Here is a 15,080-nt window from a genome sequence, read left to right on the forward strand (position 1 = left end):
CGAACCGGCAACATGGTCAGCTACCTGATCCGCAACGCCAGGATCCTGGGCGGCGCCCCGCAGGACCTCCACCTCGCCGACGGCGTGATCAAGGAGATCGGCACCGGCCTGACGGTCGATGCGGACATCGAGATCGACGCCACCGGGCTGATCGCCCTGCCCGGGCTGGTCGACCTGCACACCCACCTGCGCGAGCCCGGCCGCGAGGACGCCGAGACCGTGCTGACCGGCACCCGGGCCGCCGCGATGGGCGGCTTCACCGCCGTGCACGCGATGGCCAACACCACCCCGGTGGCCGACACCGCCGGCGTGGTCGAGCAGGTCTGGCGGCTCGGCCAGGAGGCCGGTTACTGCGACGTGCAGCCGGTCGGCGCCGTCACCGTCGGCCTGGAGGGCAAGAAGCTCGCCGAGCTCGGCGCGATGCACGAGTCCGCCGCGGGCGTCCGGGTCTTCTCCGACGACGGCAAGTGCGTGGACGACGCGGTGCTGATGCGCCGCGCCCTGGAGTACGTCAAGGCCTTCGACGGTGTCGTCGCCCAGCACGCCCAGGAGCCGCGGCTGACCGAGGGCGCCCAGATGAACGAGGGCCAGGTCTCCGGCGAGCTCGGGCTCGGCGGCTGGCCGGCCGTCGCCGAGGAGTCGATCATCGCCCGCGACGTGCTGCTCGCCGCGCACGTCGGCTCCCGGCTGCACGTCTGCCACCTCTCCACGGCCGGCTCGGTCGAGATCGTCCGCTGGGCCAAGTCCAAGGGCTGGGACGTCACCGCCGAGGTGACCCCGCACCACCTGCTGCTCACCGACGAGCTGGTCCGCACCTACGACCCGGTGTACAAGGTGAACCCGCCGCTGCGCACCGCCGAGGACGTCCAGGCGCTGCGCAAGGCGCTGGCCGACGGCACCATCGACGCCGTCGCCACCGACCACGCGCCGCACCCGGCGGAGGACAAGGACTGCGAGTGGGCCGTGGCCGCGATGGGCATGGTCGGCCTGGAGACCGCACTGTCGGTCGTGCAGCAGACCATGGTCGACACCGGCCTGCTGAACTGGGAGGGCGTCGCGGACCGGATGTCGCACCGCCCGGCCCGGATCGGCCGTCTCGCCGGCCACGGCCGGCCGATCTCGGTGGGTGAGCCGGCCAACCTGGTGCTGTTCGATCCCGCGTACCGTGGTGTCGTGAACCCGGACAGCTTCGCCACCCGCAGTCGCAACACCCCCTACAAGGGCCTGGACCTGCCCGGACGGGTGCACGCCACCTTCCTGCGCGGGCGTGCCACCGTGCTGGCCGGCGAGCCGGCCGAACAGGGCGGCACGGAGTGATGTACCACGCCACGCTCGCCCAGGAGCAGGCGAAGGTCACCAACTGGCCCGGCTACATCGGCTGGTCCGTCGGCCTGCTGATCGTGATCGGCCTCGTCTACTGGCTGATGCGCCAGGGCTGGAACTGGCGGCGCACCCTGCAGTCCGGCATCCCGCCGCTGCCGGCCGTGCCGGCCCGCGCCGGGCGCACCCTCCTGGAGACCAGCGGCCGGTACCACGGCACGACCACCGCCGGGAACTGGCTCGACCGGGTCGTCGCACACGGCCTGGGCACCCGAAGCCGTGCCGACCTCACCCTCGGCGAGGACGGTCTGCTGGTGCAGCGCCCTGGTGACGTCGACTTCTGGATCCCGGCCGAACACCTGACCGGTGCCCGCACGGACTCCGGGATCGCCGGCAAGGTCGTCCCCTCCGGGCTGCTCGTCGTCACCTGGACGCACGAGGGCTCCGAGCTGGACTCCGGCTTCCGGGCCGACCACCCCGATGAGCACGCCGCCTGGGTCGAGGCGATCGCTCAGCTCGCAACACGCACGAAGACGAAGACGGAAGAGGCCGCCCAATGACCGCACCTGCCCCCACCACGCAGCGCCAACGGCGGGAGCGTACGCCCGCTGTGCTCGTCCTGGAGGACGGCCGGACCTTCCGCGGCCAGGCCTACGGCGCCGTCGGCGAGACCTTCGGCGAGGCGGTCTTCAACACCGGCATGTCCGGCTACCAGGAGACCCTCACCGACCCGTCGTACCACCGCCAGGTGGTCGTGATGACCGCCCCGCAGATCGGCAACACCGGCTGGAACGACGAGGACGACGAGTCCAAGCAGATCTGGGTCGCCGGCTACGTGGTGCGTGACCCCGCCCGGGTCGCCTCCAACTGGCGCTCCCGCCGCCCGCTCGACGAGGAACTGGTCAACCAGGGCGTCGTCGGCATCAGCGGCATCGACACCCGCGCGCTGACCCGCCACCTGCGCGAGCGCGGCGCGATGCGCTGCGGCATCTTCTCCGGCGAGGCGCTGGCCGACCAGGCCACCCTGCTCGCCCGGGTGCAGCAGTCGCCCGAGATGAAGGGCGCCGACCTGTGCACCGAGGTCGCCACCACCGAGCCGTACGTGGTGCCCGCGATCGGTGAGAAGCGCTTCACCGTCGCCGCGCTGGACCTCGGCATCAAGGCGATGACCCCGCAGCGGATGGCCGAGCGCGGCATCGAGGTGCACGTGCTGCCGGCCGACTCCACCCTGGAGGACGTCTACGCGGTCAACCCGGACGGCGTCTTCTTCTCCAACGGCCCGGGCGACCCGGCCACCGCCGACCACCAGGTCGCCGTGGCGCAGGGCGTGCTGGAGTGCAGGACCCCGTTCTTCGGGATCTGCTTCGGCAACCAGATCCTCGGCCGCGCCCTGGGCTTCGGCACCTACAAGCTCAAGTACGGCCACCGCGGCATCAACCAGCCGGTGCAGGACCGCACCACCGGCAAGGTCGAGGTGACCGCCCACAACCACGGCTTCGCCGTGAACGCCCCGCTGGACAAGGTGAGCGACACCGCCTACGGGCGGGTCGAGGTCTCCCACGTCTGCCTCAACGACGACGTGGTCGAGGGCCTCCAGGCGCTCGACGTCCCCGCCTTCAGCGTGCAGTACCACCCCGAAGCGGCCGCCGGTCCGCACGACGCCGCCTACCTGTTCGACCGCTTCGTGAAGCTCATGGAGGGCCAGCGTGCCTAAGCGCACTGACATCAAGTCCGTCCTGGTGATCGGCTCCGGCCCGATCGTGATCGGCCAGGCCGCCGAGTTCGACTACTCGGGTACGCAGGCCTGCCGGGTCCTCAAGGCCGAGGGCCTGCGGGTCGTGCTGGTCAACTCCAACCCGGCCACGATCATGACCGACCCGGAGATCGCCGACGCCACCTACGTCGAGCCGATCACCCCGGAGTTCGTCGAGAAGATCATCGCCAAGGAGCGCCCCGACGCGCTGCTGCCGACCCTCGGCGGCCAGACCGCGCTCAACACCGCGATCTCGCTGCACCAGGCGGGCACGCTGGAGAAGTACGGCGTCGAGCTGATCGGCGCAGACGTCGAGGCGATCAACAAGGGCGAGGACCGCGACCTCTTCAAGGGTGTCGTCGAGGCCGTCAACGCCAAGATCGGCCACGGCGAGTCCGCCCGCTCGGTCATCTGCCACACCATGGACGAGGTGCTGGCCGGCGTCGACACGCTCGGCGGCTACCCGGTCGTCGTCCGCCCCTCCTTCACCATGGGCGGCGCCGGCTCCGGCTTCGCCCACAACGAGGAGGACCTGCGCCGCATCGCCGGCCAGGGCCTGACCCTCTCGCCGACCACCGAGGTGCTCCTGGAGGAGTCCATCCTCGGCTGGAAGGAGTACGAGCTGGAGCTGATGCGCGACAAGCACGACAACGTCGTGGTCGTCTGCTCCATCGAGAACTTCGACCCGATGGGCGTGCACACCGGTGACTCGATCACCGTCGCCCCGGCGATGACCCTCACCGACCGCGAGTACCAGATCCTGCGCGACATCGGCATCGCCGTCATCCGCGAGGTCGGCGTCGACACCGGCGGCTGCAACATCCAGTTCGCCGTCAATCCCGAGGACGGCCGGGTCATCGTCATCGAGATGAACCCGCGCGTCTCCCGCTCCTCGGCGCTCGCCTCCAAGGCCACCGGCTTCCCGATCGCCAAGATCGCCGCCAAGCTGGCCGTCGGCTACACCCTGGACGAGATCCCCAACGACATCACCGAGGAGACCCCGGCCTCCTTCGAGCCGACCCTCGACTACGTCGTGGTCAAGGTGCCGCGGTTCGCGTTCGAGAAGTTCCCCAGCGCCGACGCGACGCTGACCACCACCATGAAGTCGGTCGGCGAGGCCATGGCCCTCGGCCGCAACTTCCCCGAGGCGCTCCAGAAGGCGCTGCGCTCGCTGGAGAAGAAGGGCTCCCAGTTCTCCTGGACCGGCCCGGTGGGCGAGAAGGCCGAGCTGCTGGCCAAGGCGGTCGTGCCGACCGACGGCCGGATCAACACCGTGATGGAGGCCATCCGGGCCGGCGCCACCCCGGAGGAGGTGTTCGAGGCCACCAAGATCGACCCGTGGTTCGTCGACCAGCTCTTCCTGCTGGACGAGATCGCCGCCGAGCTGGCCGAGGCCGCCGAGCTCACCCCCGAGCTGCTGCGCCACGCCAAGCGGCACGGCTTCTCCGACCAGCAGATCGGCGAGATCCGCGGCCTGAAGCCGGACGTCGTCCGCGAGGTGCGCCACGCCCTCGGCATCCGCCCGGTGTTCAAGACCGTCGACACCTGCGCCGCCGAGTTCGCCGCCAGGACCCCGTACTTCTACTCGTCCTACGACGAGGAGAACGAGGTCGCCCCGCGCACCAAGCCCGCCGTGATCATCCTGGGCTCGGGCCCGAACCGCATCGGCCAGGGCATCGAGTTCGACTACTCCTGCGTGCACGCCTCCTTCGCGCTCGCCGACGCCGGGTACGAGACCGTCATGGTCAACTGCAACCCGGAGACCGTCTCCACCGACTACGACACCTCCGACCGGCTCTACTTCGAGCCGCTCACCCTGGAGGACGTGCTGGAGATCGTCCACGCCGAGCAGCAGGCCGGCCCGCTCGCCGGGGTGATCGTCCAGCTCGGCGGCCAGACCCCGCTGGGCCTGGCCCAGGCGCTCAAGGACAACGGCGTGCCGATCGTCGGCACCCAGCCCGAGGCGATCGACCTCGCCGAGGAGCGCGGCGCCTTCGGCCGCGTCCTGCGCGACGCCGGCCTGCCCGCGCCCAAGCACGGCACCGCCTTCTCCTTCGCGGAGGCCAAGGCGATCGCCGACGAGATCGGCTACCCGGTGCTCGCCCGCCCGTCCTACGTGCTCGGCGGCCGCGGCATGGAGATCGTCTACGACGAGGCCTCGCTCGCCTCGTACCTGGAGCGGCACGCCGGTCTGATCTCCGAGCACCCGGTGCTCATCGACCGCTTCCTCGACGACGCGGTGGAGATCGACGTCGACGCGCTCTACGACGGCACCGAGCTCTACCTCGGCGGCGTCATGGAGCACATCGAGGAGGCCGGCATCCACTCCGGCGACTCCGCCTGCGCGCTGCCCCCGATCACCCTCGGCGGCTTCGACATCAAGCGCCTGCGCACCTCCACCGAGGCCATCGCGCGCGGTGTCGGCGTCCGCGGCCTGATCAACATCCAGTTCGCGCTGGCCGGGGACATCCTCTACGTCCTGGAGGCCAACCCGCGCGCCTCCCGGACCGTCCCGTTCACCTCCAAGGCGACCGCCGTGCCGCTGGCCAAGGCCGCCGCCCGGATCTCGCTCGGCGCCACCATCGCCGAGCTGCGCGCCGAGGGCCTGCTGCCGGCCGAGGGCGACGGCGGCACGCTGCCCGCCGACGCGCCGATCGCGGTCAAGGAGGCCGTGATGCCGTGGAGCCGCTTCCGCGACGTCCACGGCCGCGGGGTGGACACCGTGCTCGGCCCGGAGATGCGCTCGACCGGTGAGGTCATGGGCATCGACAAGGTCTTCGGCACGGCCTACGCCAAGTCGCAGACCGGCGCCTACGGCGCGCTGCCGACCAAGGGCAAGGTCTTCGTCTCGGTGGCCAACCGGGACAAGCGCAACCTGGTCTTCCCGGCCCGGGCGCTGGTCGGCCTCGGCTTCGAGCTGCTCGCCACCGCCGGCACCGCCGAGGTGCTCCAGCGCGGCGGCATCCCCGCCACCGTGGTGCGCAAGCACAGCGAGGGCGAGGGCCCGAACGGCGAGAAGACCATCGTCCAGCTGATCCACGACGGCGAGGTCGACCTCATCATCAACACGCCGTACGGCACCGGCGGCCGCCTCGACGGCTACGAGATCCGCACCGCGGCCGTGGCCCGCGCGGTGCCCTGCCTGACCACCGTCCAGGCGATGGGCGCGGCCGTCCAGGGCATCGACCGGCTGCTGCGCGACGAGGTCGGAGTGATGTCGCTCCAGGAGCACGCCGAGCTGATCAACGCCGGCCGCAAGTAGCACCACCGCAGTGGGGGGCACCGAAGCCAGTCGGGTGCCCCCCACTTCCATGCCCAAGACCGGTAACAGCTCCGGGAGTTGAACCACCCTTGTACAAGCTTCTGTTCGACCTCGTCTTCAAGAAGATGGACCCCGAGAAGGCCCACCACCTCGCCTTCTTCTGGATCCGCCTCGCCTCCTCGGTGCCCGGCCTGCGCACCCTGGTGCGGCTGGTGCTCGCCCCGCGTGACCGGGCCCTGCGCACCGGTGCCCTCGGCCTCGACCTGCCCGGCCCGTTCGGCCTGGCGGCCGGCTTCGACAAGAACGGCGTCGGCATCGACGGCCTGTCGATGCTCGGCTTCGACTACGTCGAGATCGGCACCATCACCGGCGAGCCCCAGCCGGGCAACCCGGCGCCCCGGCTGTTCCGCCTGGTCGAGGACCGCGCGCTGATCAACCGGATGGGCTTCAACAACCAGGGCTCGGCCCGGGTCGCCGCCCGACTGGCCGCCCGCCCGCACACCAGCTCCACCCCGGTGATCGGCGTCAACATCGGCAAGACCAAGGTGGTCGAGGAGGCCGACGCCGTCGCCGACTACGTGAAGTCCACCGAGCGGCTGGCCAAGTACGCCGACTACCTGGTGGTCAACGTCAGCTCGCCGAACACCCCCGGGCTGCGCAACCTCCAGGCCGTGGACCACCTGCGGCCGCTGCTGGCCGCCGTCCGCGAGGCCGCCGACCGCACCACCGCGCACCGCGTGCCGCTGCTGGTCAAGATCGCCCCCGACCTGGCCGACGAGGACGTCGACGCGGTCGCCGACCTCGCCCTGGAGCTGGGCCTGGACGGCATCATCGCCACCAACACCACGATCGGCCGCGAGGGCCTGCGCACCGACGCCGGGCGGGTCCAGGAGATCGGCATGGGCGGCCTGTCCGGCGCCCCGCTCAAGGCCCGCGCCCTGGAGGTCCTCCAGCGGCTGCGCGCCCGCACCGAGGGCCGGCTGACCCTCGTCTCGGTCGGCGGCATCGAGACCGCCGAGGACGCCTGGCAGCGGATCGTCCACGGCGCCGACCTGGTCCAGGGCTACAGCGCCTTCGTCTACGAGGGCCCGTTCTGGTGCCGGAAGATCCACAAGGGCCTGTCCGCCAAGGTCCGTGCGGGCGGCTTCCGCAGCCTGGCCGAGGCCGTCGGCAGCGCCGTGCGCAGCTCCTGAACTCCTCCCCACCACCTCCGGAAAGAGACGACATGACCCTCGCCCCGTTCGGCGCCCGGCTGCGCCAGGCCCTCGACACCCGTGGCCAGCTCTGCGTCGGCATCGACCCGCACGCCTCCCTGCTCGCCGCCTGGGGGCTCGGCGACGACCTGGCCGGGCTGGAGACCTTCAGCCGCACCGTGGTCGAGGCGCTGGCCGACCGGGTGGCCGTGCTCAAGCCGCAGGCCGCCTTCTTCGAGCGCTTCGGCAGCAAGGGCGTCGCGGTGCTGGAGAAGACCGTCGAGGAGGCCCGGGCGGCCGGCGCGCTGGTCCTGATGGACGCCAAGCGCGGCGACATCGGCTCCACCATGGCCGCGTACGCCGAGGCCTTCCTGTCGCCGGGCAGCCCGCTGTTCTCGGACGCGGTGACGGTCAGCCCGTACCTGGGCTTCGGCTCGCTGCGCCCGGCCCTGGACCTGGCCCGGGAGCAGGGCTGCGGTGTGTTCGCGCTGGCGCTCACCTCCAACCCGGAGGGTGCCGAGGTGCAGCGCGCGGTGGGCGCGGACGGCGAGCCGGTCGCGGCCTCGGTGCTGCGGCAGCTGGCGGCCGAGAACGCGGGCGCCGCGCCGCTCGGCTCCTTCGGCGCGGTGGTCGGCGCGACGCTGGCCGACGCGGGCGTGGAGCTGGCCATCAACGGCCCGCTGCTGGCCCCCGGGATCGGCGCCCAGGGCGCGACCATGGCGGACCTGCCGCGGGTGTTCGGCGCCTCGGTGATCAACGTGGTGCCGAGCGTCAGCCGGGACGTGCTCAAGCACGGCCCCTCGGTGCCGGCGCTGCGGGAGGCGGCGGAGCGGTTCGTCGGCGAGTTCGCGGACGCCGTCAAGTAGGTCCGCGGCCGTCGGGCGGGGCGGCCGGGCATCCGTCCGGTGACGTGCGCGGTGTCCGCAGGACGGCGGCGGCGTTCGCGAGTTGACGTGAGCGCCGTCACATCGACCCTGTCAAAGTCTCGCAATCGCGGTCATTTTGCCCCGGAAAGTCCTGGTCGGCCTTGGCTGACCAGGACTTTTCGTGTTCTTTTCCTGACGTGGCGCCGCAATGCGGGTAGTGTCCGGCGATAGGTCATCGGCGAGCCGCGATTTTCGCGTCTCCCGCAGGTCAGGGCCTTGTGGTTCCCCTTGCGGACGGTGTCCTCGGTACCGAACCAGTCCTAGCTCAATCCCTTCCATCCACACCCTGAGGTGAACGGCGTGGCTCTTCCGCCCCTTACCCCTGAACAGCGCACCGCCGCGCTCGCCAAGGCCGCCGAGGCTCGCCGGGAGCGCGCCGAGGTCAAGAACCGGCTCAAGCACTCCGGCGCCTCCCTGCACGACGTGATCAAGGCCGGCAAGGCCGACAACGACGTCATCGGCAAGATGAAGGTCTCGGCGCTGCTGGAGTCCCTTCCGGGCGTCGGCAAGGTCCGTGCCAAGCAGATCATGGAGCGCCTCGGCATCAGCGAGAGCCGGCGTGTCCGCGGCCTCGGTACGAACCAGATCGCTTCCCTGGAGCGGGAGTTCGGCGGTGGCGCCGCCTGACCGTGCCCCCGTGGTCTCAGGATCCCCCGCGATCCGGGATAATCGGTGCATGAGTGAGCGTCCGCGGCTGACCGTGCTCTCCGGCCCTTCGGGGGTCGGCAAGAGCACGGTCGTCGCTCATATGAGGAAGATGTACCCCGAGGTCTGGCTCTCGGTGTCGGCGACGACCCGCCACCCGAGGCCCGGCGAGAAGAACGGGGTCCAGTACCACTTCGTCGACAACGACGAGTTCGACAAGCTGGTCGCCAACGGCGAGCTGCTGGAGTGGGCCGAGTTCGCCGGGAACCGCTACGGGACCCCGCGCGCGGCCGTGCACGAGAAGCTGGAGCGCGGCGAGCCGGTGCTGCTGGAGATCGACCTCCAGGGCGCCCGGCAGGTGCGCGAGTCGATGCCCGAGGCGCAGCTGGTCTTCCTGGCTCCGCCGAGCTGGGACGAGCTGGTCCGCCGGCTCACGGGCCGGGGCACCGAGCCGCAGGACGTGATCGAGAAGAGGCTGGAGGCGGCCAAGGTCGAACTCGCGGCCGAGCCCGAGTTCGACGCGACCCTTGTCAACACCTCCGTCGAGCAGGTAGCGGCCGAACTGCTAGCCTTGCTCGGTGTAGCCTGACCTGTCTGTCTTTTCCACCCTTTCGGAAGGTTTTAGCGTGTCCTCTTCCATGACCGCGCCCGAGGGCATCATCAACCCGCCGATCGACGAGCTGCTCGAGGCCACCGACTCCAAGTACAGCCTCGTGATCTACGCCGCCAAGCGCGCGCGCCAGATCAACGCGTACTACTCCCAGCTCGGCGAGGGCCTGCTGGAGTACGTCGGCCCGCTGGTCGACACCCACGTGCACGAGAAGCCGCTGTCGATCGCGCTGCGCGAGATCAACGCGGGCATGCTGACCGCCGAGGCGGTCGAGGGCGCCGCCTGAGGCAGCCCCGTACCTTTCCCGGAGGGCCCGGCGGAATCGTTTCCGCCGGGCCCTCCGGTGTTCCGGCTCTGGGGTGGGGCACCGTGCGGGTGCCGACCGAGGGGTCGTAGGGTGAGCGGGTTCCTGATCGGGAGAAAGGTCGGTACGTGACTGTGGACGCCCCCCGCGTGGTCCTCGGCGTGAGCGGCGGGATCGCCGCCTACAAGGCGTGCGAGCTGCTGCGCCGCTTCACCGAGTCCGGCCACCAGGTCACCGTGGTGCCGACCGCGGCCGCACTGCAATTCGTCGGCGAGGCGACCTGGGCGGCGCTGTCCGGGCGCCCGGCCGCCACCGAGACCTGGGAGCGCGTGCACGAGGTGCCGCACGTGCGGATCGGGCAGCAGGCGGACCTGGTCGTGGTCGCCCCGGCCACCGCCGACCTGATGGCCAAGGCCGCCCACGGCCTCGCCGACGACCTGCTGACCAACACCCTGCTCACCGCCCGCTGTCCGGTCGTGCTGGCGCCCGCCATGCACACCGAGATGTGGGAGCACCCGGCCACCCGGGACAACGTGGCCACGCTGCGCCGCCGGGGCGTGATCGTGCTGGAGCCGGCCGTCGGGCGGCTGACCGGGAAGGACACCGGCAAGGGGAGGCTGCCCGAGCCGTCGGCGATCTTCGACGCCTGCCGGGCCGTGCTGCGCCGAGGCGGGGCGGTGCCGACCGACCTGGCGGGCCGGCACGTGGTGGTCTCGGCCGGCGGTACCCGGGAGCCGCTGGACCCGGTGCGCTACCTGGGCAACCGCTCGTCCGGCAAGCAGGGCTACGCGCTCGCCGTGACGGCCGCGGCGCGCGGGGCCAGAGTGACGTTGCTCTCGGCCAACGCCGAGCTGCCGGACCCGGCCGGGGTGGACGTGGTGCACGTCTCGACCGCGCTGGAGCTGCGCGAGGCGGCGCTGAAGGCGGTCCGGGACGCGGACGCCGTGGTGATGGCCGCGGCGGTGGCGGACTTCCGCCCCGCCGAGTACGCGACCGGCAAGATCAAGAAGGTCGAGGGGGTCGAGCAGGCGCCCGTCGCCCTGGTCCGCAATCCCGACATCCTGGCCGAGCTGTCGGCCCACCGGGCCCGTTCGGGTCAACTCGTGGTGGGTTTCGCGGCGGAGACCGACGACGTGCTCGCCAACGGTCGCGCCAAGCTCGCCCGCAAGGGCTGCGACCTGCTCGTCGTGAACGAGGTGGGCAACGGCAAGGCCTTCGGCACGGACGTCAACGAGGCCGTGGTGCTGGGCTCGGACGGCAGTGAGACGGCCGTTCCGGTGGGCCCGAAGGAGGCGCTCGCGGACGTGGTCTGGGACCTGGTTGCAAAGCGGCTGGAAACGGGCGGCAACTGATCGGAACCGCTCGCGCGGCGGTCGAGAATTCCTGAAGCGGGTGACGTTCTCCGGAACCAGACCGTTAGACTCCAGGAATCAAGTCTTTCCGGAGTTCCCCGGTTCGCCCGGGGAACTTCAGTCAGCAGCCGCTGCAACCCCAGGGAGCGCTGTGTCTCGCCGCCTGTTCACCTCGGAGTCCGTGACCGAGGGACACCCCGACAAGATCGCTGACCAGATCAGCGACACCATCCTTGACGCTCTCCTGCGGGAGGACCCGACGTCCCGGGTCGCCGTGGAGACGCTCATCACCACCGGCCAGGTGCACGTGGCCGGCGAGGTGACCACCAAGGCGTACGCGCCGATCGCCCAGCTCGTCCGGGACAAGATCCTGGAGATCGGCTACGACAGCTCCAAGAAGGGCTTCGACGGCGCCTCCTGCGGTGTCTCGGTGTCCATCGGTGCCCAGTCGCCCGACATCGCGCAGGGCGTCGACACCGCGTACGAGGCCCGGGTCGAAGGCGACGAGGACGACCTGGACAAGCAGGGCGCCGGTGACCAGGGCCTGATGTTCGGCTACGCGTCCGACGAGACGCCCGAGCTCATGCCGCTGCCGATCACCCTGGCGCACCGCCTCTCCCGCCGCCTGACCGAGGTGCGCAAGAACGGGACCATCCCCTACCTGCGCCCCGACGGCAAGACCCAGGTCACCATCGAGTACGACGGTGACAAGGCCGTCCGCCTCGACACCGTGGTCGTCTCCACCCAGCACGCCAGCGACATCGACCTGGAGTCGCTGCTCACCCCGGACATCCGCGAGTTCGTGGTCGAGCCGGAGCTGAAGGCGCTGGCCGAGCAGGGCATCAAGCTGACCACCGAGGGATACCGCCTGCTGGTCAACCCGACCGGCCGCTTCGAGATCGGCGGCCCGATGGGTGACGCCGGCCTCACCGGCCGCAAGATCATCATCGACACCTACGGCGGCATGGCCCGCCACGGCGGCGGCGCCTTCTCCGGCAAGGACCCGTCCAAGGTGGACCGCTCGGCCGCGTACGCGATGCGCTGGGTGGCGAAGAACATCGTCGCCGCCGGCCTCGCCCGCCGCGCCGAGGTGCAGGTCGCGTACGCGATCGGCAAGGCCGAGCCGGTCGGCCTGTTCGTGGAGACCTTCGGCACCGAGACCGTGCCGGTCCTCTCCATCCAGAAGGCCGTCTCCGAGGTCTTCGACCTGCGTCCCGCCGCGATCATCCGCGACCTGGACCTGCTGCGCCCGATCTACGCCCAGACCGCGGCGTACGGCCACTTCGGCCGTGAGCTGCCGGACTTCACCTGGGAGCGCACCGACCGGGTGGAGCAGCTGAAGGCCGCCGTGCAGGACTGACGTCCCCGGCTCCTGATCCGTAGCGCCCGAAGCGGCGTCCGCCCCCGGACGGGGACGGGCGTCGCTTCGTGCATTGTCGGTGTGACCTGGTAGTACTTGGTGGCGATGAGCAGCACAGGGGACAACGGGGCCGGCGAGCCGGAGCAGCTGGCGTTCATCCGGGAGACGGTCAAGCGGGCCAAGCCGCGCACCTGGCGCGGGGCCAAGCGGGCCGAGCACCTGCCGGTGGCCCGGGTCGTGGTGGACAAGGGCGTGCTCACCATCGACAAGTTCTTCGACTACGAGGTGCCGGCCGGCATGGCCGAGGAGGCCCAGCCCGGAGTGCGGGTGCGGGTGCGCTTCGGGGCGCGGGTGGTGAAGGGCCAGCGCGAGGGCGGGGAACTGCACGACGGGTTCATCGTCGCCCGGCTGGAGAAGAGCGACTTCCCCGGCCCGCTCGCCCCGCTGGCCCAGGTGCTCTCGCCCGAGCCGGTGCTCACCCCGCAGCTGCTGCGGCTGTGCCGCACCGTCGCCGACCGGTACGCCGGGACGCTGGCCGACGTGCTCCAGCTGGCCGTCCCGCCCCGGCACGCCAAGGCCGAGGCCGAACCCTCGCCGCCGCCGCTGCCGCGCCCGGCCGCCCCGGCCCCCGGTGGCTGGCAGCGCTACCCGGCCGGGTCCGACTTCCTCGCCTCGCTGGCCGGGGGCGGCTCGCCGCGCGCGGTCTGGGCGGCGCTGCCCGGGCCCGGCTGGCCGTACGAGATCGCGCGGGCCGTGGCCGCGACGCTGGCGAGCGGGCGCGGGGCGCTGGTCGTGCTTCCGGAGGGGCGCTCGGTGGCCCGCGTCGACCAGGCACTGACCGACCTGCTCGGCCCCGGGATGCACGTGGCGCTGGAGGCCGACCTCGGCCCGCGCGAGCGCTACCGGCGCTGGCTCGCGGTGAGCCGGGGCTCGGTGCACGCCGTGGTCGGCACCAGGGCCACCATGTTCGCGCCGGTCCGGGACCTCGGACTGGTCGTCGTCTGGTCGGACGGGGACAGCAGCCACAGCGACCCGCGCTCCCCCCACCCGCACGTGCGCGAGGTGGCCCTGCTGCGTGCCGCCGAGGAGGGCGCGGCGGTGCTGCTCGGTGGGCACGCGGTGACGGTGGAGGGCGCGCAGCTGGTCAGTACCGGCTGGGCACGCCCGCTGGTCGCGGACCGGGAGACGGTGCGGCAGGTCGCGCCCAGGGTGCGGACCGTCACCGACCAGGACCAGCACCGGGACGCCGCCGCCCAGGCCGCCCGGCTCCCCTCGGTGGCCTGGGAGGCCGCCCGGGAGTCGCTGGCCGCCGGGCACCCGGTGCTCATCCAGGTGCCCCGGCGCGGCTACGTGCCCCGGCTGGCCTGCGGGCGCTGCCGCACCCCCGCCCGCTGCCGGCGCTGCGAGGGGCCGCTGGAGGCGCCCTCGGCGGACGCCGCACTGTGCTGCGGCTGGTGCGGGGAGCCGGAGAACGACTGGCACTGCCCCGAATGCGGGTCCTTCCGGCTGCGGGCCCAGGTGGTCGGAGCCAGGCGGACGGCGGAGGAGCTGGGCAAGGCGTTCCCGCGCATCCCGGTGCGGACCTCGGGCCGGGAGGCGGTGCTGACCACCGTGCCGGACGAGCCTTCCCTGGTGATCTCCACGCCCGGCGCGGAGCCGGTGGTGGAGGGCGGCGGCGGGTACGGGGCCGCGCTGCTGCTGGACGGCTGGGCGCTGCTCAGCCGGCCGGACCTGCGGGCGGGGGAGGAAGCGCTGCGGCTCTGGCTCGCGGGGGCCGCGCTGGTGCGGCCCTCGACGGAGGGCGGGACGGTGGTCGTGGTCGCCGAGCCCTCGGCCCGTCCGGTGCAGGCGCTGGTGCGCTGGGACCCTCTGGGGCACGCCGGGCTGGAGCGGGACGAACGGGCACAGCTGCACTTCCCGCCGGTGTCCCGGATGGCCTCGGTGAGCGGGAGTCCCTCGGCGGTGGCGGACCTGCTGAACCTGATCCGGCTCCCGGAGGGGGCGGACGTGCTGGGGCCGGTGCCGGTGCCGGCGCTGCGGGGGGAGGAGCAGGAACGCGCGCTGCTGCGGGTGTCGCCCGGGCAGGGGGCCGCGCTGGCGGCGGCGCTCAAGGCGGCGCAGATCGCGCGGATCGCGCTGCGGACGGCGGAGCCGGTGCGGGTTCGGGTGGATCCGACGGACATCGGCTGAGCGGCGGGCGGGGGCTTCGGCGCGGTTCGGGCGCGTGCTACGGGTTTCGGTGGCCCGGCGGTTTCCGCGCCCGGGTGTCCTCGTGTCCGGTGGCCCGGGGTCTTCGTGTCCGGTGGCCGGGTGGGGCGGGGTGAGTGGGCCACCCCGCCCCGGACGGCCCGGCTG

At 72.2% G+C, this 15,080-nt stretch carries 12 protein-coding genes; all 12 read left to right on the top strand.

The window, feature by feature from the left end:
- Nucleotides 1–12 precede the first annotated feature (12 nt).
- The 12 genes from ACIRRH_RS14820 (at nucleotide 13) to ACIRRH_RS14875 (ending at nucleotide 14,915) form a co-directional block, all read left to right on the top strand.
- A complete protein-coding gene (locus ACIRRH_RS14820; RefSeq protein WP_403066837.1) occupies nucleotides 13–1,317 on the top strand; it encodes a dihydroorotase in 1,305 nt (434 codons plus the stop codon).
- Nucleotides 1,317–1,880, top strand: a complete 564-nt coding sequence (locus ACIRRH_RS14825; RefSeq protein ID WP_224276689.1) for a hypothetical protein — start codon at nucleotides 1,317–1,319, stop codon at nucleotides 1,878–1,880. Before ACIRRH_RS14820 ends, ACIRRH_RS14825 begins: the two co-directional genes overlap by 1 nt.
- Nucleotides 1,877–3,034, top strand: coding sequence for a glutamine-hydrolyzing carbamoyl-phosphate synthase small subunit (gene carA / locus ACIRRH_RS14830; protein WP_403066602.1), 1,158 nt, complete (start codon nucleotides 1,877–1,879; stop codon nucleotides 3,032–3,034). Before ACIRRH_RS14825 ends, carA begins: the two co-directional genes overlap by 4 nt.
- Nucleotides 3,027–6,335 carry a carbamoyl-phosphate synthase large subunit gene (gene carB / locus ACIRRH_RS14835; RefSeq protein WP_403066604.1) on the top strand — a complete coding sequence of 1,103 codons (3,309 nt, stop codon included), beginning with the start codon at nucleotides 3,027–3,029 and terminating at the stop codon, nucleotides 6,333–6,335. Before carA ends, carB begins: the two co-directional genes overlap by 8 nt.
- A gap of 89 nt (nucleotides 6,336–6,424) precedes the next feature.
- Nucleotides 6,425–7,528 (top strand): quinone-dependent dihydroorotate dehydrogenase, encoded by a 1,104-nt coding sequence (locus tag ACIRRH_RS14840; protein ID WP_403066606.1) that lies wholly within the window; start codon nucleotides 6,425–6,427, stop codon nucleotides 7,526–7,528.
- A 32-nt stretch (nucleotides 7,529–7,560) separates the two neighbouring features.
- A complete protein-coding gene (gene pyrF, locus ACIRRH_RS14845) occupies nucleotides 7,561–8,394 on the top strand; it encodes an orotidine-5'-phosphate decarboxylase (RefSeq protein ID WP_224276696.1) in 834 nt (277 codons plus the stop codon).
- Between the two features lie 360 nt (nucleotides 8,395–8,754).
- The gene (gene mihF, locus ACIRRH_RS14850) at nucleotides 8,755–9,081 is read left to right on the top strand and encodes an integration host factor, actinobacterial type (protein WP_403066609.1); all 327 of its coding nucleotides are present in this window, start codon (nucleotides 8,755–8,757) and stop codon (nucleotides 9,079–9,081) included.
- Nucleotides 9,082–9,130: 49 nt separating this feature from the next.
- Entirely contained in the window at nucleotides 9,131–9,688 is a 558-nt protein-coding gene (gene gmk / locus ACIRRH_RS14855) for a guanylate kinase (RefSeq protein WP_403066611.1), read from the top strand.
- 37 nt (nucleotides 9,689–9,725) lie between these two features.
- Complete coding sequence (rpoZ, locus tag ACIRRH_RS14860; RefSeq protein ID WP_188297240.1) at nucleotides 9,726–9,995, top strand: DNA-directed RNA polymerase subunit omega; 270 nt, start codon at nucleotides 9,726–9,728, stop codon at nucleotides 9,993–9,995.
- A gap of 152 nt (nucleotides 9,996–10,147) precedes the next feature.
- Nucleotides 10,148–11,365 (top strand): bifunctional phosphopantothenoylcysteine decarboxylase/phosphopantothenate--cysteine ligase CoaBC, encoded by a 1,218-nt coding sequence (coaBC, locus tag ACIRRH_RS14865; protein ID WP_403066839.1) that lies wholly within the window; start codon nucleotides 10,148–10,150, stop codon nucleotides 11,363–11,365.
- Between the two features lie 151 nt (nucleotides 11,366–11,516).
- The gene (gene metK / locus ACIRRH_RS14870) at nucleotides 11,517–12,725 is read left to right on the top strand and encodes a methionine adenosyltransferase (protein ID WP_224276700.1); all 1,209 of its coding nucleotides are present in this window, start codon (nucleotides 11,517–11,519) and stop codon (nucleotides 12,723–12,725) included.
- A 105-nt stretch (nucleotides 12,726–12,830) separates the two neighbouring features.
- The gene (locus ACIRRH_RS14875) at nucleotides 12,831–14,915 is read left to right on the top strand and encodes a primosomal protein N' (RefSeq protein ID WP_403066613.1); all 2,085 of its coding nucleotides are present in this window, start codon (nucleotides 12,831–12,833) and stop codon (nucleotides 14,913–14,915) included.
- Nucleotides 14,916–15,080 lie beyond the last annotated feature (165 nt).

It is taken from the genome of Kitasatospora sp. NPDC101235, assembly GCF_044767505.1.
Taxonomy (GTDB): Bacteria; Actinomycetota; Actinomycetes; order Streptomycetales; family Streptomycetaceae; genus Kitasatospora.

Excerpts from the sequence above, each read along its gene's own strand:
- ACIRRH_RS14820 (WP_403066837.1), top strand. The coding sequence starts at position 13 with ATGGTCAGCTACCTGATCCGCAACGCCAGGATCCTGGGCGGCGCCCCG.
- ACIRRH_RS14825 (WP_224276689.1), top strand. The coding sequence starts at position 1,317 with ATGTACCACGCCACGCTCGCCCAGGAGCAGGCGAAGGTCACCAACTGG.
- carA (WP_403066602.1), top strand. The coding sequence starts at position 1,877 with ATGACCGCACCTGCCCCCACCACGCAGCGCCAACGGCGGGAGCGTACG.
- pyrF (WP_224276696.1), top strand. The coding sequence starts at position 7,561 with ATGACCCTCGCCCCGTTCGGCGCCCGGCTGCGCCAGGCCCTCGACACC.
- gmk (WP_403066611.1), top strand. The coding sequence starts at position 9,131 with ATGAGTGAGCGTCCGCGGCTGACCGTGCTCTCCGGCCCTTCGGGGGTC.
- ACIRRH_RS14875 (WP_403066613.1), top strand. The coding sequence starts at position 12,831 with ATGAGCAGCACAGGGGACAACGGGGCCGGCGAGCCGGAGCAGCTGGCG.